This is a genomic window from Citrobacter sp. MGH100 (assembly GCF_001034465.1).
GTDB classification, from domain to species: Bacteria; Pseudomonadota; Gammaproteobacteria; order Enterobacterales; family Enterobacteriaceae; genus Citrobacter; species Citrobacter youngae.
On sequence record NZ_KQ089800.1, the window covers coordinates 798,912 to 822,196 of the forward strand.

The 23,285-nt window shown below is 53.0% G+C and carries 21 protein-coding genes and 1 riboswitch; of the genes, 8 read left to right on the forward strand and 13 right to left on the reverse strand.

Going from position 1 to position 23,285, the window contains the following annotated elements; all coding sequences use genetic code 11:
• Positions 1 to 28: 28 nt before the first annotated feature.
• Positions 29 to 132: riboswitch (yybP-ykoY riboswitch) on the reverse strand.
• A gap of 196 nt (positions 133 to 328) precedes the next feature.
• The 4 genes from SK32_RS03790 to manX are packed head-to-tail and all read right to left on the reverse strand — an operon-like array spanning position 329 to position 3,533.
• Positions 329 to 787, reverse strand: coding sequence for a DUF986 family protein (locus SK32_RS03790; protein ID WP_005122172.1), 459 nt, complete (start codon positions 785 to 787; stop codon positions 329 to 331).
• Between the two features lie 60 nt (positions 788 to 847).
• Complete coding sequence (locus SK32_RS03795; protein ID WP_003833769.1) at positions 848 to 1,699, reverse strand: PTS mannose transporter subunit IID; 852 nt, start codon at positions 1,697 to 1,699, stop codon at positions 848 to 850.
• 12 nt (positions 1,700 to 1,711) lie between these two features.
• On the reverse strand, positions 1,712 to 2,512 hold the full coding sequence (locus tag SK32_RS03800; RefSeq protein WP_003021004.1) for a PTS mannose/fructose/sorbose transporter subunit IIC: 801 nt from the start codon (positions 2,510 to 2,512) through the stop codon (positions 1,712 to 1,714).
• A 58-nt stretch (positions 2,513 to 2,570) separates the two neighbouring features.
• Positions 2,571 to 3,533 carry a PTS mannose transporter subunit IIAB gene (gene manX / locus SK32_RS03805; protein WP_005122176.1) on the reverse strand — a complete coding sequence of 321 codons (963 nt, stop codon included), beginning with the start codon at positions 3,531 to 3,533 and terminating at the stop codon, positions 2,571 to 2,573.
• A gap of 315 nt (positions 3,534 to 3,848) precedes the next feature.
• Here manX and SK32_RS26670 point away from each other — a divergent pair, with 315 nt between their 5' ends.
• Both SK32_RS26670 and yoaE read left to right on the forward strand, forming a co-directional pair.
• Positions 3,849 to 4,007 (forward strand): protein YoaL, encoded by a 159-nt coding sequence (locus SK32_RS26670; RefSeq protein ID WP_371747004.1) that lies wholly within the window; start codon positions 3,849 to 3,851, stop codon positions 4,005 to 4,007.
• Positions 3,995 to 5,554, forward strand: coding sequence for a CNNM family cation transport protein YoaE (gene yoaE / locus SK32_RS03810; RefSeq protein ID WP_048211405.1), 1,560 nt, complete (start codon positions 3,995 to 3,997; stop codon positions 5,552 to 5,554). Before SK32_RS26670 ends, yoaE begins: the two co-directional genes overlap by 13 nt.
• Positions 5,555 to 5,560: 6 nt before the next feature.
• Here yoaE and SK32_RS03815 read toward each other — a convergent pair whose 3' ends face one another.
• From SK32_RS03815 to pabB, 4 genes are all read right to left on the reverse strand, one after another.
• Positions 5,561 to 7,162 carry an EAL domain-containing protein gene (locus SK32_RS03815; protein ID WP_048211406.1) on the reverse strand — a complete coding sequence of 534 codons (1,602 nt, stop codon included), beginning with the start codon at positions 7,160 to 7,162 and terminating at the stop codon, positions 5,561 to 5,563.
• A 130-nt stretch (positions 7,163 to 7,292) separates the two neighbouring features.
• Complete coding sequence (sdaA, locus tag SK32_RS03820) at positions 7,293 to 8,657, reverse strand: L-serine ammonia-lyase (protein ID WP_048211407.1); 1,365 nt, start codon at positions 8,655 to 8,657, stop codon at positions 7,293 to 7,295.
• Between the two features lie 183 nt (positions 8,658 to 8,840).
• On the reverse strand, positions 8,841 to 9,419 hold the full coding sequence (locus SK32_RS03825) for a CoA pyrophosphatase (RefSeq protein WP_048211408.1): 579 nt from the start codon (positions 9,417 to 9,419) through the stop codon (positions 8,841 to 8,843).
• Positions 9,420 to 9,422: 3 nt separating this feature from the next.
• A complete protein-coding gene (gene pabB, locus SK32_RS03830) occupies positions 9,423 to 10,784 on the reverse strand; it encodes an aminodeoxychorismate synthase component 1 (RefSeq protein WP_048211409.1) in 1,362 nt (453 codons plus the stop codon).
• Between the two features lie 83 nt (positions 10,785 to 10,867).
• Here pabB and SK32_RS03835 point away from each other — a divergent pair, with 83 nt between their 5' ends.
• The gene (locus SK32_RS03835) at positions 10,868 to 11,047 is read left to right on the forward strand and encodes a YoaH family protein (protein ID WP_003020986.1); all 180 of its coding nucleotides are present in this window, start codon (positions 10,868 to 10,870) and stop codon (positions 11,045 to 11,047) included.
• Positions 11,048 to 11,053: 6 nt separating this feature from the next.
• Here SK32_RS03835 and SK32_RS03840 read toward each other — a convergent pair whose 3' ends face one another.
• Complete coding sequence (locus SK32_RS03840) at positions 11,054 to 11,398, reverse strand: RidA family protein (protein WP_005122186.1); 345 nt, start codon at positions 11,396 to 11,398, stop codon at positions 11,054 to 11,056.
• Between the two features lie 141 nt (positions 11,399 to 11,539).
• On the opposite strand from SK32_RS03840, the gene SK32_RS03845 reads away from it, so the two are divergent.
• From SK32_RS03845 to rnd, 5 genes are all read left to right on the forward strand, one after another.
• Complete coding sequence (locus SK32_RS03845; RefSeq protein ID WP_048211410.1) at positions 11,540 to 13,450, forward strand: DNA repair helicase YoaA; 1,911 nt, start codon at positions 11,540 to 11,542, stop codon at positions 13,448 to 13,450.
• A 58-nt stretch (positions 13,451 to 13,508) separates the two neighbouring features.
• The gene (tsaB, locus tag SK32_RS03850) at positions 13,509 to 14,204 is read left to right on the forward strand and encodes a tRNA (adenosine(37)-N6)-threonylcarbamoyltransferase complex dimerization subunit type 1 TsaB (RefSeq protein ID WP_048211411.1); all 696 of its coding nucleotides are present in this window, start codon (positions 13,509 to 13,511) and stop codon (positions 14,202 to 14,204) included.
• Between the two features lie 94 nt (positions 14,205 to 14,298).
• Positions 14,299 to 14,883: a Slp family lipoprotein gene (locus SK32_RS03855; protein WP_048211412.1), complete on the forward strand. Its 585-nt coding sequence runs from the start codon at positions 14,299 to 14,301 to the stop codon at positions 14,881 to 14,883.
• 204 nt (positions 14,884 to 15,087) lie between these two features.
• Positions 15,088 to 16,773 (forward strand): long-chain-fatty-acid--CoA ligase FadD, encoded by a 1,686-nt coding sequence (fadD, locus tag SK32_RS03860; protein WP_005122193.1) that lies wholly within the window; start codon positions 15,088 to 15,090, stop codon positions 16,771 to 16,773.
• Between the two features lie 84 nt (positions 16,774 to 16,857).
• Positions 16,858 to 17,973, forward strand: a complete 1,116-nt coding sequence (gene rnd, locus SK32_RS03865; RefSeq protein WP_048211413.1) for a ribonuclease D — start codon at positions 16,858 to 16,860, stop codon at positions 17,971 to 17,973.
• A gap of 48 nt (positions 17,974 to 18,021) precedes the next feature.
• On the opposite strand, the gene SK32_RS03870 is transcribed toward rnd, so the two are convergent.
• From SK32_RS03870 to SK32_RS03885, 4 genes are read right to left on the reverse strand one after another with little or no spacing between them, the layout of a single operon-like run.
• On the reverse strand, positions 18,022 to 18,987 hold the full coding sequence (locus SK32_RS03870) for a PDR/VanB family oxidoreductase (RefSeq protein WP_048211414.1): 966 nt from the start codon (positions 18,985 to 18,987) through the stop codon (positions 18,022 to 18,024).
• 59 nt (positions 18,988 to 19,046) lie between these two features.
• On the reverse strand, positions 19,047 to 20,495 hold the full coding sequence (locus SK32_RS03875; RefSeq protein WP_048211415.1) for an NAD-dependent succinate-semialdehyde dehydrogenase: 1,449 nt from the start codon (positions 20,493 to 20,495) through the stop codon (positions 19,047 to 19,049).
• Between the two features lie 18 nt (positions 20,496 to 20,513).
• The gene (yeaW, locus tag SK32_RS03880) at positions 20,514 to 21,638 is read right to left on the reverse strand and encodes a carnitine monooxygenase, oxygenase subunit YeaW (RefSeq protein ID WP_048211416.1); all 1,125 of its coding nucleotides are present in this window, start codon (positions 21,636 to 21,638) and stop codon (positions 20,514 to 20,516) included.
• A 44-nt stretch (positions 21,639 to 21,682) separates the two neighbouring features.
• A complete protein-coding gene (locus SK32_RS03885; protein ID WP_048211417.1) occupies positions 21,683 to 23,284 on the reverse strand; it encodes a BCCT family transporter in 1,602 nt (533 codons plus the stop codon).
• Position 23,285: the final 1 nt, after the last annotated feature.

Consider the following 23,285-nt stretch of genomic DNA (forward strand, 5'->3'; position numbering starts at 1 on the left):
TGCAGTTGATGTGCCTATGGTCTCGCCTGACTAAACGTGATGTTCAGTCCGTACGTGCCACGTTTTTCAACGAGTATGTTGACACGTACATTTCCGGAGTCTGGAAATCGGCTACTCCCCAACGACGGGCGCAACCTTAACATATTTTGGGAATATAAAACAAGAAACGCAGAAATATTATTTGACTTCTAAATGAAAACAATTTTCATTTAGATTTATTTATAGATAAAACGTTAAATTAAATAACATATGGGCGGAGAAATATAGCCTTAGCTATGTTTATTTTTCACTGAGATATAAAAAACATAGTTCGGGATATATTTGTAACCTATTGGTTTGAAATGAGAAGTTTATATATCTTCTCCAGGTCGTCTATATTTCGTACGCGAATAAGCAATCGTCTTTGCTCTAATTGCATCACCAGCACACCGTCTTCTGATAAATTCATCTCTTTAATTCGGTCATATTCAATCCAGACATTGGCGAAGAAAAAACCTTTTTGTTTGAAAATAATTTTAGGCGTACGGATCCAGAACAGATACAACCCCATTAACACCAGTGCACATAATAACCATGTGGTAAATTGCGCGCCGTGGCTGGTGATGTTGTTGTAGATCAGAATAACAATCAAACCGATGAAGATAACGCTGTCGACTCGACTGCGTGGAAGCAGGGCAACAGTAAGTAGAGTGGGGCCATTACGGCGGGGCATGATGAACTGATCGTAAATGGCATACGCCAGCAGCGAAAAGATAAATAGAACCAGCACCAGGTCCGTGATAGTCATGAATCCTCAACCCTCTAAATAGAAAAACCGGGGGCAAGCCCCCGGTGATGTACAACAGTCTTACAGGCCGAGCAGGCCGACAGCGTAGCCCGCGATACCGATGACGAAAAAGCCAACGATGATCCACAGTGGGTTCACTTTCTTACGCAGAAGCCACATACAGGCGAAGGTCAGTAGCAGAGGAACCAGGCCCGGCATCAGCTGATCAAGGATTGTCTGCACAGTGGTCACGCGCGTTTGGCCATCCTGACCGGTGATGGTGGAGACCACCAGTGGGATATTCACGTGCGTCCACTTGTTAACCAAGGCCCCCATGACAAACAGGCCGAGGATTGACGCTCCCTCAGTCAGTTTCTGCAGGAAGCCGCCGCCCATATCTTTAACGATATCTACGCCTTTACGGTAGCCGTATGCCACGCCGTAGTAACGGGTTGCCAGACGTACCAGGTTGAACAGGATAAAGAACAGCAGTGGCCCAAGCAGGCTACCGCTCATCGCGATACCTGCACCCAGCGCGGCGAATACCGGGCGTACGGTACCCCAGAAAATCGGGTCGCCCACGCCTGCCAGCGGTCCCATCAGACCAACTTTGATACCGTTGATAGCACCATCGTCAATCTCTGCGCCATTCGCACGCTGTTCTTCCATTGCCAGTGTAACGCCCAGAACCGGTGCCGCTACATAGGGATGGGTGTTAAAGAATTCCAGGTGACGCTTGATAGCTTGCTTACGGGCGTCGTTGTTTTCCGGATACAAGCGGCGAATAGCCGGTACCATGGAGAAACAGAAGCCCAGCGCCTGCATACGTTCGAAGTTCCATGAACCCTGAAACAGGTTAGAACGAATGAACACGCCACGAATGTCACTCGGAGTGAGTTTTTTCTCGGTGGTAGTTTTAGTCATATCAACCATTTCGCTCACCTGCTAGTCCAGTTCGTTATCGAGATCGTTATTGCCAGCCGCCGCAGCAGGCGCACCGGCTACGCGGTTATATTTCGGGCTCAGCTGAATGTAGAGGATCGCCATTACTGCGCCAATCACACCCAGAGCAACCAGGTTGAAGTTAGTAAATGCCGCGGTGACGAAGCCGAGGTAGAAGAATGGCATCAGGTAGCCTGCGCGCATCATGTTGATGACCATCGCATAACCAACCACCACGATCATACCGCCTGCGATGTTCAGGCCGCCGGTCACGACTTCCGGAATGGCATTAAGCATGCTCTGAACTTCACTGGTACCGACAGAAATCGCTACGATTACCGCCGGGATAGCGATACGCATAGCCTGCAGGAACAGGGAGGAAACGTGCAGCCAGGAGAGCGCCGTCAGGTTGCCGTTTTCGGCCGCCTTATCCGCCGCGTGCTGGAATGCTACGGTGATGGTACGAACGATAATGGTCAGAACCTGGCCTGCTGCTGCCAGTGGTATCGCCAGCGCGATACCTGCACCGATACTTTGGTGACCCGCAATAACCAGAACGGTAGAGATAATGGAAGCCAGTGCAGCATCAGGCGCAACCGCAGCACCGATGTTCATCCAGCCCAGAGCGATCATTTCCAGGGTACCACCGATGATAATACCGGTTTTCATATCCCCTAGAACGGCACCAATCAGCGTACAGGCCACCAATGGACGGTGGAACTGAAATTCATCGAGTACCGACTCCATACCCGCGATACATGCGACGATGAACACCAGCACAATCTGAAGAGTGGTAATCTCCATTGTACTTCTCCTATTGCTATACAGACTTAAGTGTGAAAACTAAGTAAATGCCAGGTGGTTATTTCGCCTTGGCAATCAAATCCATCATTTTCAGTTTCTGATCGGTAGAAACCTTACGGGCTTCGAGCTCAATACCGCGTTCGTTGAGTTTCTTGAAGGCTTCGATGTCTTTTTCATCCACCGAAATCGCGTTGTTTACCTGCGTTTTCCCCTGGCGGAATGCCATGCCGCCAATGTTAACAGAGGTAATTTTTACGCCACCTTCAACGATGCGTTCTACATCGGTCGGGTTGGTGAACAGCAGCATTACACGCTCACCGGCGTATTTCGGGTTGTTATAGACGCGGATCATTTTCGCGACATCAACCACATGTGCGGTAACGCCTGGCGGTGCGACCTGAGTCAGCAACGTCTTACGCACGGTATCAGCAGCAACTTCATCACTGACGACGATAATGCGCGTTACGTTGGTTTCTTTGGTCCAGCGAGTTGCCACCTGACCATGGATTAAACGGTCATCGATACGTGCGAGGCCGATCTGCATATAGTCGTTCGGGCCCATCGGTTTCGCGGGTGCCGCTGCCTTAGGTGCTGCGACGGGGGCAGGAGCGGCTTTTTCAACAGGTTTTGCTTTCAGCGCTTTTACGCCTTCGCTACCCGTTTCAACCGCCAGTGCGACTAATTCATCGAAGCTGGGGTTGTCGTCACGCGCCATGAAGGTTTCTACCAGCATGGGAATGTTCACGCCTGCGATAACTTCATAATGCTCTTTATCGACAACAATGCGGCTCGCAGCGTTAAACGGGCTGCCTCCCCATGTGTCAACGAGAAACAGCACGCCTTTACTGGTATCCAGTTTTGCCAACTGAGCGTTATACTTTTCAATCAGCGTTTCGGCATTTTCGCCTGGAACGAAATCGATCCAGCCGACGTTTTCCTGCTCGCCTAACAACATCTCTGCTGTTTTAAGTAACTGCTCTGCAGCCCAACCATGTGTGCCTATTACAATAGCAATGGTCACTTGCTACCTCCTTTATTATCGTTAACACATCAACGTGAAGATGCATTTTGAATCGCTCGTCCGCAATCGAATCGATTCAGATAAGGGTTACAAAGAAAAACCTATGATTTTCGTGAATTATTTTAGATATCGAAAAAAATATTTTATGTGATGAAGATCCGTAATTTAACTTCCGATCAGAAGAAATTTCGAAGGGTGAAATATCTCCGAAACAACTTATTGCAAAGGAAGGTAAATCTTTGCTAAAAACCGGTTGCCTCTGTTATGTTTAGCATCTGTTTAATTACTCAGGAGTATAGGGCAGTAGCCCACCATATGGATCGTCACCGACGTCATTTCACCTTTAGGCCGTATCAAGCCTGTCAGTTTGGCACTTTTTGCCACAAACTTTATCTGCATATTGCTTTAACGCCTGAGATGTTCAGGGCGCAGTTTGATCATTCCTTAAGCAGGAGCTTGTCATGGAACTCTTAATGGACCCGCAGATTTGGGTGGGTTTGCTCACGCTTGTTGTTCTCGAAATTGTTCTGGGTATCGATAACCTGGTCTTCATTGCAATTCTTGCCGATAAGCTGCCACCGAAACAGCGAGATAAAGCGCGCCTCATTGGTTTGTCACTGGCGCTGATTATGCGTCTGGGCTTGTTGTCCGTGATTTCGTGGATGGTGACGCTGACAAAACCGCTGTTTACGGTCATGGACTACGCGTTTTCCGGGCGAGATCTGATTATGCTGCTGGGGGGTATCTTCCTCTTGTTCAAGGCTACGACAGAGCTGCATGAGCGGCTGGAAAACCGTGAACATGATACCGGGCAGTCAAAAGGCTATGCGAGCTTCTGGGTCGTGGTGACGCAGATTGTTATCCTCGATGCGGTGTTCTCGCTGGATGCGGTCATTACTGCCGTCGGTATGGTCAACCATCTGCCGGTGATGATGGCGGCGGTGGTTATTGCGATGGCGGTGATGCTGCTGGCATCGAAGCCGCTGACGCGATTTGTGAACCAACATCCGACGGTGGTGGTGCTGTGTCTGAGCTTCCTGCTGATGATCGGTTTGAGCCTGGTTGCCGAAGGGTTTGGCTTCCACATTCCGAAAGGCTATCTGTATGCGGCGATTGGCTTCTCAATTATCATCGAACTGTTTAACCAGATTGCCCGTCGTAACTTTATTCGCCACCAGTCGACTCTGCCGCTGCGTGCGCGGACTGCGGATGCAATCTTGCGTCTGATGGGGGGTAAACGTCAGGCCAGCGTGCAGATGGAATCCGACAATCCGGTTCCTGTTCCGGTCCCGGAAGGCGCGTTTGTGGAAGAAGAACGCTATATGATCAACGGTGTTCTCTCACTGGCATCCCGTTCATTACGCGGCATCATGACACCTCGTGGTGAAATTAGTTGGGTCGACGCCGATCTGAGCGTAGCGGAAATTCGCGAACAGTTGCTTTCTTCTCCACACAGCCTGTTCCCGGTGTGTCGCGGTGAACTTGATGAAATTATCGGTATCGTGCGTGCTAAAGAGCTGCTGGTGGCGCTGGAAGACGGCGTGGATGTTGCAGCGATTGCGTCTGCCTCGCCGGCAATTGTCGTCCCGGAAACGCTCGACCCGATTAATCTGCTAGGCGTGCTGCGTCGTGCCCGCGGTAGCTTTGTCATCGTCACTAACGAATTTGGCGTGGTGCAGGGGCTGGTAACACCGCTGGACGTATTAGAAGCGATCGCAGGTGAATTCCCGGATGCCGACGAAACCCCTGAAATCATTGCTGACGCCGGTGGCTGGTTGGTGAAAGGGGGAACCGATCTGCACGCGCTGCAACAGGCGCTGGACGTGGATACGCTGGTGGATGAGGACGAAGACATCGCCACCGTAGCAGGGCTGGTGATTGCGGCTAACGGTCACATCCCGCGTGTAGGTGATGTTATTGAGGTTGCACCGCTGAGCATTACGATTGTCGAAGCTAATGACTATCGTGTGGATTTAGTTCGCATTGTTAAAGAACAACCCGCTCACGACGAAGACGAGTAAACGGGGTTAGCGAAATGGCATAATGGGCATGATATGGTGCCCGTTATGCCTGGCGGGCGGCGGCGTGCTGCCCGCCAGCCATTTGGGAAAATCACGAAGCGGCATCGGCTTGGCATACAAAAAACCCTGCAAGATATGTACGCCATGACGGCGTAAATGCTGCGCCTGTGCCTGCGTTTCTACGCCTTCAGCCACCAGTTCGATATTCAGCCTTTTTCCCAGCGCGATAATGATGTCTGTGACGGTTGAATTCACGGCGTCGGTTCCGATCGCCGAAGTAAATGATTTATCAATTTTCAGCACATCCGGGCGCAATTTTTCCAGCCAGGAGAGCGAGCTGTTTCCGGTACCAAAATCGTCAATCGCCAGCTTAACGCCGAGGCGATTCAACTCGCGCACGATCCGATAATCCACATCCAGTAAGGCATCGCGTTCGGTCAGTTCTATAACCAGTTGCTGGATGGGATGCTGGCTGAACCAGTACTGATTAAGGTCTTTTAACAGCGTACCGTGGCGGAAATGGCTGGCGGCAACATTGATACCGATATGAAACTGGCTACTCATCGGAAAAACGTGTCGTTGCTGAATGGTTTCTGCGATGACATGACGGGTAAGAGGGACAATCAGGTTGTGCTCTTCGGCGATAGGAATAAACACTTCCGGCGAAATCCAGCCCTGACGTGGGTTGTTCCAGCGCAACAGAATTTCTACACCCATACATTGCTGGGTCTGCGCGTTCAGCAGTGGCTGACAAAACAACTCGAACTCGTGTGCCGCGAGAGCCAGATTAATCTCCCAGGAAAAACTCATTCTGCTGGCGGTTGCCAGCCAGGCAAGGTATCCCACCAACAGGCTCAGGATCACCGCCAGCGGCAGTTGTGTCGGCAGATGTTTTATCGCCAATTCACTGGCGCCAGGGCCGGTGACGCTGATCGTGAAGGGAAAATGTTGCGATGAAAGCTGATAACGTTTTTCATCGTTCAGTGCAGGCAAGGTCTCGACAACACCTTGTCCGTAGAGCAGGTGCCGGTTGCCGACGGTTAAACTGGCGTTGGTGATTTGCGGTGGCTGGGGTTCCAGCAGCATGGTCGATAATAAATCAATATTGACGATTTCCAGCACCCCATTTTCGCCATCCGCGGAGGCCGGATACCACTGCGTCAGAATGGGACTACCTTTAATCAGCGAATGGTCGGTGGACAACAGCAGTTGCGCCTCCCGGCTCGGTAATTCAGGTTGAATTTGGCGGATAGGCACATTGCGATAGCCAAAGATACTGGAGCAATAAAGAATCCCCCCCTGAATCAGACTGATAGAGCGCACTGTTTGTAGCCTGGCAGCATGCTTGCTCAAAGGTAAACGCGCCACAGAGCAGGGAAGACCAATCAACGGGAGCAGTATATCGCGCCCGGCCTGCAGTGGGAGCAGCACATCATCCAGTGCCTCTACGGCATGATTAGCAAAGGTGACGGTGTAACGGTGATTTATATTACGCTCCGAAATAAATCGGACCGTTAATGTGAGGATGAGCGTCAGTAGTGCACATATTGTGCAGACGATTAAGCGATTACGGCGATAGTTTTGAATGATCCGTTGTGCTGTTTGCATGCGGGCCGCCCGATAAGCCGTTGGTCACAGAAGCCAACAGCAACAGAGCAAGTGTAGTGGGGAAAATTACAGTAGACGAGCGAGAAGGGGCAAATTCGCCCATCCGTCGCAGATGGGCGAAAATTAAGTATTAGTCACATTGAACTTTGATTGCCAAACCACCGCGTGACGTTTCGCGGTATTTGGCGTTCATGTCTTTACCTGTTTCGTACATGGTCTCAATGACTTTATCCAGCGAGACGCGTGGCGCGCTGGTGCGGCGCATCGCCATACGTGCGGCGTTAATCGCCTTCACGGACGCAATAGCGTTACGTTCGATGCACGGAACCTGCACCTGTCCGGCAACCGGATCGCAGGTTAAGCCCAGGTTGTGCTCCATACCGATCTCGGCAGCAACACACACTTGCTCAGGGCTCGCGCCCAGTAGCTCAGCCAGACCTGCAGCAGCCATGGAGCATGCCACACCGACTTCACCCTGACAGCCTACTTCGGCGCCAGAGATAGAGGCGTTCATCTTGTACAACGCACCAATTGCCCCCGCCGCCAGGAAATAACGGGTGTAGATATCCGGGCTGACGGACTCGATGAAATGATCGTAATAGGCCAGTACTGCAGGCACGATCCCGCAGGCACCGTTGGTTGGCGCGGTTACAACGCGACCACCCGCGGCGTTTTCTTCGTTAACCGCCAGCGCGAACATGTTCACCCAGTCGATCACGTTCATCGGATCGTTGGAGAGCTTGTCGCTGGAAACCAGCATACGACGCAGGGCGGAGGCACGGCGAGGAACGCGCAGCGGACCCGGCAGCACGCCTTCGGTGTTCATCCCACGATCGATACAAGCCTGCATGGTCTGCCAGACGTTGCCAAAGTACTCTTCAATCTCTTTTTTACTGTGCAGCGCAAGTTCGTTCTGCATCACCATGCCAGAGAGAGACAAACCGGTGCTGTTGCAGTATTCCAGCATTTCAGTGGCGGATTTGAACGGATAAGGTACGCTGACCTCATTCGTTGCATCCTGACCAAAATGTTCTTCATCAACGATGAACCCACCGCCAATGGAATAGTACGTTTTGCTGTAAATGACGGTTTCGCCATTGTACGCATGGATCTGCATCCCGTTTTCATGCAGCGGCAGGTTGCCGTTGTGAAAACGCATGCCGTCATTCTGCGGGAAATCCACTTCGTGCTGCCCCTGCGCAAGCAGCAGGCGGCCACGCGTTTCTACGTCGCGGATAAATCCGGGGATGCTGTCAATATCCACGGTAGCAGGCTCATTGCCCGCCAGACCCATAATAATGGCGATATCGGTGTGGTGACCTTTACCCGTGAGCGACAGTGAACCATACACGTCGACGGCAACACGGGTTACGCTGTCCAGTAATCCTTTTTCGACCAGGTCATCGACGAACTGTTTACCCGCCTTCATAGGCCCTACGGTATGGGAAGATGAGGGACCAATCCCCACCTTAAACATGTCGAATAGACTAATCACGATAATACTCCTACAGGGCGACTGGGCTTTCCAGTAACGATGTTATAACTGCGCATAGTGTAAGAGGGAACGCGGCGATCGGCTTAACTATTCACATGAATTAAACTAATAGATAACCGCGGTTTTACTAATGTTGTGACCTGAGTTTCAAGTTGTCTATGGCGTGCGTAAAGATAAGTATAGTCAGGGCTTGACGCCAATTTGCAGCGCCAGCTCACGAATTATTCCGGCGGTCATTCCCCAGACGAAATAGTGCTCATACCAGGAAAGCCATACACGATGTGAATCACCGCGACGGTAGATATCCAAAGGATGATAGCGACCTAAATGCAGGGCCTGCGCCAGCGGCATTTCGAACACTGCAGACACTTCATCCTCACTGGCGCGATACGGTAAATTTGGCGGGATAATACCTACCACTGGCGTGACCTGAAATCCGGTAACGCTGTCGACCGGTGGCAGCACGCCAATCACCTCAACGCAAGAAGGTGGGATCGCCACTTCTTCCTGCGCTTCGCGAAGGGCGGCGGCAATCAATGAAGCATCGCTGCTGTCCACCGCACCGCCGGGAAAGGCGACCTGTCCGGCGTGCTTGCGCAGATGAACGGATCGCTGGGTTAACAGCAATCCCGGCTGCGCACGGCGTACGACAGGGATCAGTACGGCGGCCTGGCGCTGGTTTAACGCGGCATGATTGACCTGCGGGCGCAGGAGTTGGAAGCGCGATAAAAAATCATCAAGCGTCAGGCTGCTGTATTCCACGTGTCAGTTCTCCAGTTGGTGCAAAATACGATTCACTTTATCAAACGTTTCCTGATACTCCGCGTCTTCCTGACTGTCTGCAACAATGCCACCGCCAGCGGAGCAATAAATTTGTCCGTTTGTGGCTGTCAGTGTGCGAATGGTGATGCTGGTATCCATATTGCCGCAAAAGCTCAGATAACCAATGCTGCCGCACCAGGCGTTGCGTCTTTGCGGCTCCAGTTCGTCGATAATTTCCATCGCCCGCACTTTTGGCGCGCCGGTGATGGAGCCACCAGGGAAGGCGGCACGCAGCAGGTCGGTGGCATGCAATGACTCTGGTAAACGCGCGGTAATGGTACTGACCAGATGATGTACGGCCGGGAAGGGTTCAACCACAAACAGTTCCGGAACCTGTACCGAGCCGGGCACGGCGACGCGGCCGATATCGTTACGCATCAAATCGACGATCATCAGGTTTTCCGCCCGATCCTTTGGCGAATTTGCCAGCTTGTCGGCTTGCTGGCGATCGGCATCAGGATCGTCCAGTCTGGGTAGCGTACCTTTGATGGGGCGAGTCTGGATATGCTGATCTTCCAGTTGAATAAAGCGTTCCGGTGACAGACTGAGGATTGCGCCGTCTTCCAGGCGTATAAACGCACTGAATGGCGCGCGGTTAGCGCGATTGAGCTGCACAAACGCTTGCCATTCATCTCCCTGATATTGCGCCTGAAAACGTTGGGCCAGGTTGACCTGATAGCAGTCGCCGCTGTGCAAATAGTGCTGCACCTGACGAAATTTTTCGCCGTATTGCTCACGGCTCATATTCGAGTGCCATGCCGACGTTAATGTAAATGGCTCGCGTACCGGCGGCAGTTGATTTTCGAGCCACGCCAGACGGGCATGCACATCGCTATGGCTAAGCAGTGATACAGTCTGTAGCTGGTGATCGACAATCAACGCCCAGTCATAGATACCGACGCCCATATCCGGCAAGGCGATATCGCGTTCGGCAATATTTGGCAGCGATTCAAAGCGGCGGCCCAGATCGTAGCCAAACAAACCCAGTGCGCCGCCCTGGAACGGGAGGTCGGGATGATAATCAGGCTGAATAGCCTGAGCGGTTAGCGTTGAATATAATACTGCCATCGGGTCATCAAGCGTGCGCAAAATGCCTTGCCTGTCCTTGACCATAGTCTCCTGTGCACGCGTAACCAGGGTCGCTACAGGGTCGGCGACCAGAATATCAAAACGGTTATGCGGATGATCGGCATGACCTGAATGCAACAGCATCGCCCAGGGCAGATGGCTTAAGGTCGAAAAATAGCGTTCAGCGGCGTCCTGACACCAGGGTAATGTGATTACTGTGGGAGATAACGTCTTCATCAGTCCTGACTCGTTGCTACTCTACTGGCTAACTGCCCGGTAGCATGAAATAATTAGCGCAGACAATTTAGCAGGAGTTAACAATGTTTGCAGGTTTACCTTCACTCAGTCATGAGCAGCAGCAAAAAGCAGTAGAGCGGATTCAGGAACTGATGTCGCAGGGGATGAGCAGCGGACAGGCGATTGCTCTGGTTGCTGAAGAGCTACGCGCCAGCCATACCGGTGAACGGATCGTGGCGCGTTTTGAAGATGAAGACGAGTAGCGCCGCTTAAACCGCAGCGATAATCTTGATCTCGACTTTGTATTTCGGGTTCATCAATCCGGCCTGAACGGTACAACGTACTGGCGCGTGACCGGCAACGACCCACGCATCCCAGGCTTTGTTCATGGCGGCAAAATCACTTTTGTCCGCCAGAAAAAGGGTGGCATCAAGGATTCGTGACTTGTCGCTACCCTGTTTTTCCAGCACCGCATCAATTTGCGCCAGCGTATTTGCCGTTTGCTCAAAAGCGTCTGCATCCAGATTCTCCGGCACGCCGGTGTAGTACAACGTGTTGTTATGGATAACCACGTCAGACCAACGAGCTTCAGCATCAATGCGCACAATCGTCATAAATCATTCCTTATTTGCATTTTTCTTCATGGGCTTCAGATTGCGCCAAGACTGCCATAATGTTGCGCCCGCGTCACCTCTTCAACTGGCGAAAGACCCGCTGGCCTGACATAATCCCTGTTCAAATGAACAGGGGGCAGTGTGACGGACGATTTTGCAGCAGACGGTCAATTGGCTAAAGCGATACCGGGTTTTAAACCGCGTGAACCACAGCGACAGATGGCGATTGCTGTCAGTCATGCCATTGAAAAATCACAACCGCTTGTTGTAGAAGCCGGCACTGGCACAGGTAAAACGTACGCTTACCTCGCCCCAGCGCTTCGCGCTGGAAAGAAAGTGATTGTGTCGACGGGATCGAAAGCGTTGCAGGATCAGCTCTACAGTCGCGATCTTCCCACCGTTGCCAAGGCACTGAAATTCACCGGTAAGCTGGCGTTGCTAAAAGGGCGCTCCAACTACCTGTGTCTGGAACGCCTCGAACAGCAGGCGCTGGCGGGTGGTGATCTACCGGTACAAACGTTAAGCGATGTCATACTGCTGCGCTCATGGTCAAATCAAACGCTTGATGGCGACATCAGCACCTGCGTCAGCGTGGCGGAAGACTCTCAGGCCTGGCCGCTGGTAACCAGCACAAACGATAATTGCCTTGGCAGCGACTGCCCGCTGTATAAAGAGTGCTTTGTCGTTAAAGCGCGCAAGAAGGCGATGGAAGCGGATGTCGTCGTGGTGAACCATCATCTGTTTCTCGCTGATATGGTGGTGAAAGAGAGTGGATTTGGTGAATTAATCCCCGAGGCAGACGTGATGATCTTCGATGAAGCCCATCAGCTACCGGATATCGCCAGCCAGTACTTTGGTCAATCGCTTTCCAGTCGCCAACTGCTGGATCTGGCAAAAGACATCACCATTGCCTATCGCACCGAGCTGAAAGACACCCAGCAGTTACAAAAATGCGCGGACCGGCTGGCGCAAAGCGCGCAGGACTTTCGCCTACAGCTCGGCGAGCCCGGCTATCGTGGAAACCTACGAGAGCTGTTGGCTGACCAACGTGTGCAGCGCGCGTTTTTGCTGCTCGATGACACACTTGAGCTCTGTTATGACGTGGCGAAGCTGTCTCTCGGCCGTTCTGCCTTGCTGGATGCTGCGTTTGAACGTGCCACGCTTTACCGTGCGCGCCTGAAGCGTCTGAAAGAGATCAACCAGCCAGGCTTCAGCTACTGGTATGAATGCACCTCCCGCCATTTTACGCTCGCGCTGACGCCGCTCACTGTGGCGGATAAATTCAAAGAAGTGATGGAACAAAAGCCGGGCTGCTGGATTTTTACTTCCGCGACGCTGTCGGTAAACGATGACCTTCATCATTTCACCGCGAGGTTGGGGATTGAAGATGCCGAGTCGATGTTATTGCCGAGTCCATTTGATTACACGCGCCAGGCGCTGCTGTGCGTGCCGCGTAATCTCCCGCAAACCAACCAGCCGGGGGCTGCGCGGCAGTTGGCTTCCATGCTGCGTCCCATTATTGAAGCGAACAACGGTCGCTGCTTTATGCTGTGCACTTCGCACGCGATGATGCGCGATCTGGCGGAACAATTCCGCGCCACCATGACGCTTCCCGTGTTGCTGCAGGGCGAAACCAGTAAAGGGCAACTGTTACAGCAGTTTGTCAGCGCAGGTAATGCATTACTGGTCGCCACCAGCAGCTTCTGGGAAGGGGTAGACGTGCGTGGCGATACGCTGTCGCTAGTCATTATCGACAAACTGCCGTTTACCTCGCCGGATGACCCGCTGTTAAAAGCGCGAATGGAGGACTGCCGCCTGCGCGGCGGCGATCCGTTTGAAGACGTGCAGTTGCCGGATGCGGTAATCACCCTGAAGCAGGGGGTAGGGCGTCTGATACGTGATGCCGACGATCGCGGCGTGCTGGTGATTTGCGACAATCGTCTGGTTATGCGGCCATACGGCGCCACCTTCCTGGCGAGTCTTCCTCCTGCGCCGCGGACGCGTGACATAGCTCGCGCGGTTCGCTTTCTTGCCATACCAACGACTGAGTAATTTGTTACGGAGTGTGGTAAGATGCGCGCCAAATTTATTGATCTGATCACAAACACCCATGCGAATTCTGGCTATCGATACCGCCACAGAGGCGTGCTCTGTTGCCCTGTGGAATGACGGTACTATCAAGGCTCACTTCGAGCTTTGCCCACGAGAACATACCCAACGAATTTTACCGATGGTCGAGGAAATCCTGGCCGCTGGCGATCTCACGTTAACCGACATTGACGCCCTGGCATTTGGGCGCGGTCCCGGTAGTTTCACCGGTGTCCGTATTGGGATTGGCATTGCCCAGGGGCTGGCGTTAGGCGCGAATTTACCGATGATCGGCGTCTCCACTCTCGCGACAATGGCACAGGGGGCCTGGCGTAAATCGGGCGCTACCCGCGTACTGGCCGCGATTGATGCGCGTATGGGTGAAGTGTACTGGGCTGAATACCAGCGTGATGAAGATGGCATCTGGCACGGCGAAGAGACAGAAGCGGTGTTAACGCCGGAGCAGGTACACGATCGCCTGCTGCAGCTTTCTGGCGACTGGGTAACCGTTGGCACGGGCTGGCCAGCCTGGCCTGAACTCGGCAAAGATAGTGGTCTGATGCTGAACGATGGCGACGTATTGCTTCCTGCGGCAGAAGATATGCTGCCTGTCGCCACGCAAATGCTGGCTGCCGGTAAGACCGTGGCGGTTGAACATGCTGAACCGGTTTATTTACGTAACACCGTGGCGTGGAAGAAACTTCCCGGTAAAGAATGAATCTTAGTAGTACATCCCTGGTAAATTCGCACTGATGTCAATACACAGCATCGCGAACATGTCCGGGCAGAGGCTAAGAAAAGGGAGTCGCAATATGGTGGTGCAAAAGCAGTTATTGAAAGGTGTACTGGCAGGCGTATTGGCGTTATCGCTAAGCGGCTGCGTCACCATCCCGGATGCGATTAAAGGTTCGAGCCCGACACCGCAGCAGGATCTGGTGCGGGTGATGAATGCGCCGCAGTTGTACGTCGGACAAGAAGCACGTTTTGGCGGTAAGGTGGTGGATATTCAAAACCAGCAGGGGAAATCCCGACTGGAGATCGCCACTATGCCGCTCGATAGCGGGGCACGACCGATTCTGGGCGAAGCGTCACGCGGGCGAATTTATGCCGATGTTAACGGTTTTCTCGACCCGGTAGATTTTCGTGGTCAACTGGTCACCGTCGTCGGACCCATTAGCGGAACTGTGGACGGAAAAATAGGTAGTACACCGTATAAGTTCATGCTGATGCAGGTAACCGGTTATAAACGCTGGCATATTACTCAGCAGATTGTCATGCCTCCGCAGCCGATTGACCCCTGGTTCTACGGTGCGCGTGGCTGGCCTTACGGTGGCTACGGCGGATGGGGATGGTACAATCCCGGTCCCGCGCAGGTTCAGACGATAGTAACAGAGTAACTCTTTGTTTTAATGATAAAAGAAACAGCGGCTCGTCCGCTGTTTCTGCATTAACGTGGATATAAGAAAAATAAATAGTGACGTGCTTCGCAACCTTGTCGTTGTGTAATAAACAAACTGGTACGCTGAGTTAATATTATGTTAACAGTTTGTTTATTGCCTGGGGTTGTGATGACGACGAATACGCATTTTAGAGGTGATGTATTGAAAAAGGTTTGGCTTAACCGTTATCCCGCTGGTGTTCCCGCGGAGATCAATCCTGACCGTTATCAATCCCTGGTGGAACTCTTTGAACACTCAGTAAGACGGTATGCCGATCAACCCGCGTTTATGAACATGGGGGAGGTGATGACCTTCCGCAAACTCGAAGAGCGCAGTCGGGCATTCGCGGCTTATTTGCAACAAGGACTTGGACTGAAAAAGGGCGATCGCGTGGCACTGATGATGCCCAACCTGTTGCAATATCCCGTTGCACTGTTTGGGATTTTACGTGCTGGCATGATAGTTGTGAACGTGAACCCGCTGTACACGCCTCGCGAGCTGGAACATCAGCTCAACGATAGCGGTGCATCGGCGATCGTCATCGTCTCTAACTTTGCTCACACGCTGGAGAAAGTGGTCGATAAGACCTCAGTTCAACACGTGATCCTGACGCGTATGGGCGATCAGTTGTCCACCGCCAAAGGGACGCTGGTTAACTTCGTCGTGAAATATATCAAGCGTCTGGTGCCGAAATATCACCTGCCGGATGCCATCTCGTTTCGCAGTGCGCTGCAAAACGGCTACCGCATGCAGTATGTGAAGCCGGAAGTCGTGTCAGAAGATTTGGCTTTCCTGCAGTATACCGGTGGTACCACCGGTGTGGCGAAAGGCGCAATGCTCACGCACCGTAACATGCTGGCTAACCTGGAGCAGGTTAATGCCACCTATGGTCCGTTGCTGCATCCGGGCAAAGAGTTGGTGGTAACAGCTCTACCGCTGTATCACATTTTTGCGCTGACGATGAACTGCCTGCTGTTTATTGAGCTGGGCGGTCAAAATCTGCTGATTACCAACCCGCGCGATATTCCCGGACTGGTAAAAGAGCTGGCGAAATATCCCTTCACCGCGATGACCGGCGTTAACACGCTGTTTAACGCGCTGCTGAATAACAAAGAGTTCCAGCAACTGGACTTCTCGTCACTGCACCTTTCTGCAGGCGGCGGGATGCCGGTTCAACAGGCGGTAGCGGAACGTTGGGTGAAGCTGACGGGGCAGTATCTGCTGGAAGGCTATGGCCTGACGGAGTGCGCTCCGCTGGTGAGCGTCAACCCTCACGATATCGACTACCATAGCGGCAGTATCGGGTTACCGGTTCCGTCTACCGAGGTCAAACTGGTGGATGATGACGACAACGAAGTGCCACCGGGAGAACCGGGCGAACTGTGCGTGAAAGGTCCGCAGGTGATGCTGGGGTACTGGCAGCGACCAGACGCCACAGACGAAATCGTCAAAGACGGCTGGCTGCACACCGGCGATATTGCGGTGATGGATGATGAAGGCTTCCTGCGTATTGTTGATCGTAAGAAAGATATGATCCTGGTCTCCGGCTTTAACGTCTATCCGAACGAAATTGAAGACGTGGTGATGCAACATCCAGGTGTGCAGGAAGTGGCTGCCGTTGGCGTTCCATCAGGCAGCAGCGGTGAAGCGGTGAAAATTTTCGTGGTGAAGAAAGACGCCTCGTTAACCGATGAAGCGCTGGTTACTTTCTGCCGTCGTCACCTGACGGGCTATAAAGTACCGAAGCTGGTGGAATTCCGTGATGAGTTGCCGAAATCTAACGTCGGTAAAATTTTGCGACGAGAATTACGTGACGAAGCGCGCGGCAAAGTGGACAATAAAGGCTGAGCGTTAAGACAGCCAGCAGAAAGCGCCGGATAATCCGGCGTTTTTTTTGGCGAAAACCTAAGAGAGCACGATTTGAATTATCAAATGATCACCACGGACGACGCGTTGGCCACGCTGTGCGAAGCCGTTCGTGAATTTCCGGCGATAGCCCTGGATACCGAATTTGTTCGCACGCGTACCTACTACCCGCAGTTGGGACTGATCCAGCTGTTTGATGGCAAACACGTTGCTCTGATTGACCCGCAGGGGATCACCGACTGGTCGCCGCTGCGCGATATCCTGCGTAACACTGCGATCACCAAATTCCTGCATGCCGGAAGTGAAGACCTCGAAGTGTTTCTCAACACGTTTGGTGAGCTCCCGCAACCACTGATCGATACACAGATTCTGGCTGCCTTTTGTGGGCGCCCACTGTCGTGGGGCTTTGCTGCGATGGTGGAAGAGTTCACCGGGGTGGTGCTGGATAAAAGTGAATCACGTACCGACTGGCTGGCCAGACCGCTGACTGAGCGGCAGTGCGAGTATGCGGCGGCAGATGTCTGGTATTTATTACCGATCACCACAAAACTGATGGCAGAAACCGATGCATCCGGCTGGCTGCCCGCTGCGCTGGACGAATGTCGTTTGATGCAACAGCGTCGTCAGGAAATTCTGGCACCCGAAGATGCGTGGCGAGAAATTACCAATGCCTGGCAGTTGCGTACCCGTCAGCTCGCCTGTCTGCAACTGCTTGCCGACTGGCGGTTGCGCAAAGCGCGTGAGCGCGATCTGGCGGTAAACTTCGTGGTGCGTGAAGAGCATCTGTGGGCGGTGGCCCGTTATATGCCGGGCAGTCTGGGCGAGCTGGATAGTCTGGGACTTTCCGGGAGCGAAATTCGCTTCCACGGCAAGACGCTGATCTCCCTGGTAGAAAAGGCACAGGCCTTACCGGAAGAGTCGCTGCCGCAACCGTTGCTGAATCTGATGGATATGCCGGGTTATCGCAAGGCATTCAAAGCCATTAAAGCCCTGGTGGCCGATGTGAGTGCGGAGCAGAATCTTAGCGTGGAACTCCTTGCTTCGCGTCGTCAAATCAACCAACTGCTCAACTGGCACTGGAAATTAAAGCCGCAGGCGTCCCTGCCGGAGCTGATTTCCGGTTGGCGTGGCGAACTGATGGCCGACCGCCTCAAGACGCTGCTGCTGGACTATCCACAGTAAGCGAGCAGGCCGACCGGGGAGTCCATCGCTTATCCGGTCGGTTAAATTCTACAAATCAAGCACCAGGCGTTTGCCTTTGGCACGTGAACAGCAAATAAGCATGCTCTGCTGGCTGGCTTTTTCGTCGTCGCTAAAGTATTGATCGCGGTGATCCGCTTCCCCTTCAAGAATCGTCGTCTCACAGGTACCGCACACGCCTTCACGGCACAGGCACTCGACTCTGGCAGCTTTGTTATTTTCGATAACCTGCAGAATCGTCATCTCTTGCGGAACGACAAACTCACGTCCGGAACGTGCCAGCACGAGGGTGAAAGCATCACCGCTTTTATCTTCTACCGCAAATTGCTCGAAATGCAGCGTATTGTTATCCAGACCGTGGCGGGCGGCCTCGCTTCTTACGGCATCGTTAAGCGCGGCCGGGCCGCAGGTATAAATATGGGTGCCGGGTTCTACATCGGCAAGCAGACGTGCCAGGTCGAGGCGTGTGCCTTCACTCGAAAGGTGCAGATGAATGCGATTGGCCTGGCGGTGCTGTTTCAGTTCATCATGAAACGCGCAGTTTTCAGGGCTGGGTGAACAGTAATGTAGCTGCCACTGTGCCTGGGCGCTTTCGAGTTCCGGGATCTGCGACAGGAAGGGCGTAATACCGATGCCGCCAGCGATTAACAAATGCTTTTGCGCCTGCGGTTCGAGGGCGAAAAGATTATTGGGCGTGGAAATCGTCAGCGTATCGCCGGGTTTGACCTGCTGATGCAGGTATCGTGAGCCGCCTTTGGAATTCTCCTCCAGGCGCACAGCGATTTGCCAGGTGCGGGTATCCAACGGCGAGCTCATCAGCGAGTACGCGTTGCTATAGAGATTTTCGCCATCGTGCATCTGCACGATGATATGGCTGCCGCCCTGGAACGCAGGCAACGGATCGCCTGAGGCAGCCGTTAAGGTGAAGCGCTTTACATGCGCGGTAATCGTTTCAATCTGACTGACCTGAACTTCTCGCATTTGATATTCAGACATTGCGGCACTCCCTAAAAAATCTGTCCGGCGCGGGTTACCCGGCGCGCCGGAATCTGTCGTTACAGCCCCTGGCAGAGATATTTCATCTCCAGGTAATCTTCGATACCGTGTTCAGAACCTTCTCGCCCCAGCCCTGATTGCTTCACACCACCGAAAGGGGCGACTTCATTCGAGATCAGTCCGGTATTAATACCGACCATGCCATACTCCAGTTGCTCTGAAACACGCCAGATGCGTGCGGCATCATTGCTGTAGAAGTAGGATGCCAGTCCATAAATGGTGTCATTTGCCTGGCGGATCGCATCCTGTTCATCTTCAAACTTCACCAGCGCGGCGACCGGTCCTAATATCTCTTCCTGGAGCAACTGCGTGCCCGGCTGCACGTTGCCGATGACGGTGGGCGTAAAATAGTTTCCTCCCAGAGCATGGCGTTGACCCCCGGTTAACAGCGTGGCGCCCCGCGTCAGCGCGTCATCAAGAAGCGACTGCACTTTGTCGACGGCGGTGCTATTGATCAGCGGACCGGTTTGTACGCCGGGTTGCTCACCGTTGCCGACTTTCAGAGCGGCGACCCGGGCCACGAATTTCTCGCAAAACGCGTCATAAACAGCCTGATGAATGTAAAAACGGTTCACGCAAACACAGGTCTGTCCGGCATTGCGGAATTTAGCCACCAGCGCGCCTTCAACGGCTTTGTCGAGATCCGCGTCCTCAAATACGATAAACGGCGCGTTGCCGCCCAGCTCCAGTGAAACCTTTTTGATAGAATCGGAACACTGGCGCATCAGTACGCGCCCTACCTCGGTAGAGCCGGTAAACGACAGTTTGCGTACGCGATCGTCTGCGGTGAACAATGCACCAATTTCGCGGGACTTTCCGGTCACGACATTGATAACACCCGCCGGAATACCGGCCTGACGTGCAAGTTCTGCCAGCGCCAGAGCGGTAAACGGTGTTTCGTTGGCCGGTTTTACTACCATCGTACAACCTGCAGCCAGCGCGGGACCGGCTTTGCGGGTGATCATTGCCGCAGGGAAGTTCCATGGTGTTATTGCCGCGCAGACACCGATACCCTGACGGATAACCATCAACCGTTTATCCGCCGCAGGCGAGGGGATAATCTCGCCATTAGTACGTTTAGCCTGCTCGGCAAACCACTCAATAAACGACGCGGCATAGACAATCTCTCCTTCCGCCTCAGCCAGCGGTTTGCCCTGCTCGGCGGTCATGATTTGCGCCAGCGCCGTTTTGTTGTCGAGAATTAAATGATGCCAGGCTTTAAGCAACGTGGAACGTTGGGCTGCGGTCATTGCCCGCCAGGCAGGAAGCGCCTGAGAGGCGGCATCAATGGCGCGTTGCGCCTCTGACGTTCCCATGTTGGGAATTTGTCCCAGAACGGCCCCTGTTGCCGGGTTGCTGACCGACAACGTGTTACTGTCATCGGCATCACACCACAGTCCGGCGATAAACGCCTGCTGGCGAAAAAGTGAAGTCTGAAAAACGGTCATGACTAACTCCTTCACTGATTAATTCTGAAACACCTGAGCGACCAGGTTATGGAAATGGGCAATGCCATGTTCGGAGATTCCGCTACCGCTGGTATCCGCCATAATGCGTCCCTGTCCACGATAGCCACGTGATTTCAGACCTTTTTGTACGCTCTCAACCAGGCGTAAATCCTCAGGGCGGAAGACATTGCGATACCATTCGATCAGCGCTTTTTGCTCTTCGGTCAGCTCTTCATTAGTGAAATAGATGTCGTAGTTTTGCAGTGTGGTTTCTGCATCCACCGGGAATTCATAAATAACGGTCATCATGCCTTTGATTGGCGTGACGTTAAGCATGGTGCACGGCCACAACCAGAAGCCGTGGAACGCAGCATCAACACCTTCTTCGAACTTAAACGATTGTTCAGAGGGTTTGGCAAAACCGTATTGCAGCGTCCAGTTGCCGTGCATGGTATGCCAGTAACGGTCAACCTGTACTGAGTCGGAAAAACCAGGGTGGGCCGGACCGCAGTGGTAGCACTCCAGATAGTTATCAACGATATTTTTCCAGTTGGCCGGCGTGCGGGTAGTGAAACGCGCGGCGAGTTTCAGATCGTGCACGTCAGGGCAGGCCTCGACGACTTTGGCTGCCAGTCCCGGAAGCTGATCTTCAACGCTACCGGCGTTCGGGTCCATATTGATGAATACAAAACCGGCATATTCTTCGAGTCGCACTGGTGTCAGATGAGCCTTCTCACTGTCAAAGTTGGCGACGTTTTCACAGTTACGGGCATGAGCCAGATTGCCATCAAGTTTGAATGCCCACGCGTGGTAGGGGCAGGTAATCACGTTCTTGGCTTTCCCTTCGCCGCTCAGCAGTTGATGACCACGATGCGGGCAGACGTTGTAGAATGCGCGCAGTACATTATCGCGGCCACGCACCAGCACGATGTTCTCACCAATCACTTCACGCGTGACATAGTCATTTGGCTTTGCCAGTTCGCTGCTGTGGGCAACACAAATCCAGCTTTTGGCAAACACGTTCTCTTGTTCGTGTTCAAAAGCCTGCTGGTCGGTATAGAACCGTGCCGGGATAGTCCAGGCGTCCTGCGGATTGGCACAAAAATTTTGCGGCAGAATAAACTCAGGGCTCAGATTGCTCATTGGATTACCTTTAATTTGTGAGTAAGAAGATTTTTGACTGGCGCTTAATTGCCGCCTTTGAGTAGTGTCCCAGCCGGTGGCGTGACAGGCGCGTCGCCCGGTGCTTCGGGAAGATGACTTTCAATTTGGTGAGCAGGAACATGGGCATAATCCTGCCGTACCCAGCGAAGAAAACCGCCGACCTTTACCAACAGGATGGCGAGGAAGGGAAGGGCGGTCAGTACCACCGTGGTCTTCATTGTTTCCAGAGACGCACCGGTGAATAAAATTGATAATGGAATTAATGTGATGACCACACACCAGAACAAACGTAAGCCACGTTCAGGATCATCCCCTTCCTGTAGATTACGTGTGCTGGTGGCTGCCATGGTGTAGGCCACAGCATCCATATGCGAGGCAAGGAAAATAATCATGATGGCCAGATACGCGACCAGGAACAGCTTCCCGGCAGGCAGTGACATCAGTACCTGCTGCACAGCCGTTTCTCCGCCCTGCGTTGCCATGATCTGCGGGATATCAATCACGCCATTGACAAACTGATGGATAGAGTAGCTCTCCATCACCCCGAAGAAGAACCAGCAGCCAACGGTGCTACCGAGGATTAATGCCCAGATAACCTCTTTAATTTTGCGACCGCGGGATACGCGCGTGACAAACATAGCGACGCCCGGGGTGTAGGAGATCCACCACAGCCAGTAGAACACCGTCCAGTTGCGGGTAAACTCACCGTTACCGAGTGGATCGGTAAACAGACTCATCTGCAAAAAGTTTTGTGTCGTCAGGCCAATAGCGTTGATGATGTTATTGGTGATGAACTCGGTTGGGCCGACAATCAGTACCACCAACGGCAGTAAAAATGCCCCCCAGCCGACCATTTTGCTCAGACGTTGCAGACCATTGTTGATGCCAATCCAGGAGCTCAGGCAGAAAATGCCGCCAGAGAACAGGATCACAAAGGCTTGCACCGTGAAGTTATCCGGTAAACCGGTAAGTGCTGATAAACCACGAGTGAAGGTTGCAGCGGTAACGACCAGGGAGATGGTTAACGCGCCGACGGTGGCGATCAGGAACATCAAATCGACCAGTCTTCCCCATACGCCCTGTGGATGAACGCCGGTGATAGCAGCAATTATCCCGGACAGGCTCAAGCCTTTATTTTTACGCACATGGAAATGGTAGGCCATGGTTAACGAGGCCAGCGTGTAGGTCGCCCATGCGCTGATCCCCCAATGGAAAAAGGAGTAAGGCAGACTGAATTCCAGGGCCTTTTGTGAGTGTGGGGCGATGTTCAGCCCCGGCGTTTGGTAGTAATAGGCCCATTCAGCAACCCCCCAGTAGAGCGTGGAGGAGCCTAATCCAGCGCAAATAAACATAAACAGCCAGGAAAGGGTACTGTATTCCGCTTTACCTTCACCGAGGCGAATATTGCCGTATTTGCTGGTGGCCAGCCAGACAACCAGCCCCATGGCCATGAGGACCAGGATCTGCACGGCGGAACCCAGCATTCGGGTCACGCCGTTAAAAATGGTATTTGCAACTTGTGCAGACTGCTGAGGGAAGAAACTGAGTGTGGCGGCGATAAAAAGAATAGCCACCAGGCTGATGGCTATCAGTGGCACATCTTTTTTCTTTACGTTGCTCAACATG

Bases quoted from the DNA above. Each gene is read 5' to 3' on its own strand.
- SK32_RS03790 (WP_005122172.1), bottom strand. From the start codon at position 787: ATGACTATCACGGACCTGGTGCTGGTTCTATTTATCTTTTCGCTGCTG.
- SK32_RS03795 (WP_003833769.1), bottom strand. From the start codon at position 1,699: ATGGTTGATATGACTAAAACTACCACCGAGAAAAAACTCACTCCGAGT.
- SK32_RS03800 (WP_003021004.1), bottom strand. From the start codon at position 2,512: ATGGAGATTACCACTCTTCAGATTGTGCTGGTGTTCATCGTCGCATGT.
- SK32_RS26670 (WP_371747004.1), top strand. From the start codon at position 3,849: ATGGATCGTCACCGACGTCATTTCACCTTTAGGCCGTATCAAGCCTGT.
- yoaE (WP_048211405.1), top strand. From the start codon at position 3,995: ATGGAACTCTTAATGGACCCGCAGATTTGGGTGGGTTTGCTCACGCTT.
- SK32_RS03815 (WP_048211406.1), bottom strand. From the start codon at position 7,162: ATGCAAACAGCACAACGGATCATTCAAAACTATCGCCGTAATCGCTTA.
- pabB (WP_048211409.1), bottom strand. From the start codon at position 10,784: ATGAAGACGTTATCTCCCACAGTAATCACATTACCCTGGTGTCAGGAC.
- SK32_RS03835 (WP_003020986.1), top strand. From the start codon at position 10,868: ATGTTTGCAGGTTTACCTTCACTCAGTCATGAGCAGCAGCAAAAAGCA.
- SK32_RS03840 (WP_005122186.1), bottom strand. From the start codon at position 11,398: ATGACGATTGTGCGCATTGATGCTGAAGCTCGTTGGTCTGACGTGGTT.
- tsaB (WP_048211411.1), top strand. From the start codon at position 13,509: ATGCGAATTCTGGCTATCGATACCGCCACAGAGGCGTGCTCTGTTGCC.
- SK32_RS03855 (WP_048211412.1), top strand. From the start codon at position 14,299: ATGGTGGTGCAAAAGCAGTTATTGAAAGGTGTACTGGCAGGCGTATTG.
- rnd (WP_048211413.1), top strand. From the start codon at position 16,858: ATGATCACCACGGACGACGCGTTGGCCACGCTGTGCGAAGCCGTTCGT.
- SK32_RS03870 (WP_048211414.1), bottom strand. From the start codon at position 18,987: ATGTCTGAATATCAAATGCGAGAAGTTCAGGTCAGTCAGATTGAAACG.
- SK32_RS03875 (WP_048211415.1), bottom strand. From the start codon at position 20,495: ATGACCGTTTTTCAGACTTCACTTTTTCGCCAGCAGGCGTTTATCGCC.
- yeaW (WP_048211416.1), bottom strand. From the start codon at position 21,638: ATGAGCAATCTGAGCCCTGAGTTTATTCTGCCGCAAAATTTTTGTGCC.
- SK32_RS03885 (WP_048211417.1), bottom strand. From the start codon at position 23,284: ATGTTGAGCAACGTAAAGAAAAAAGATGTGCCACTGATAGCCATCAGC.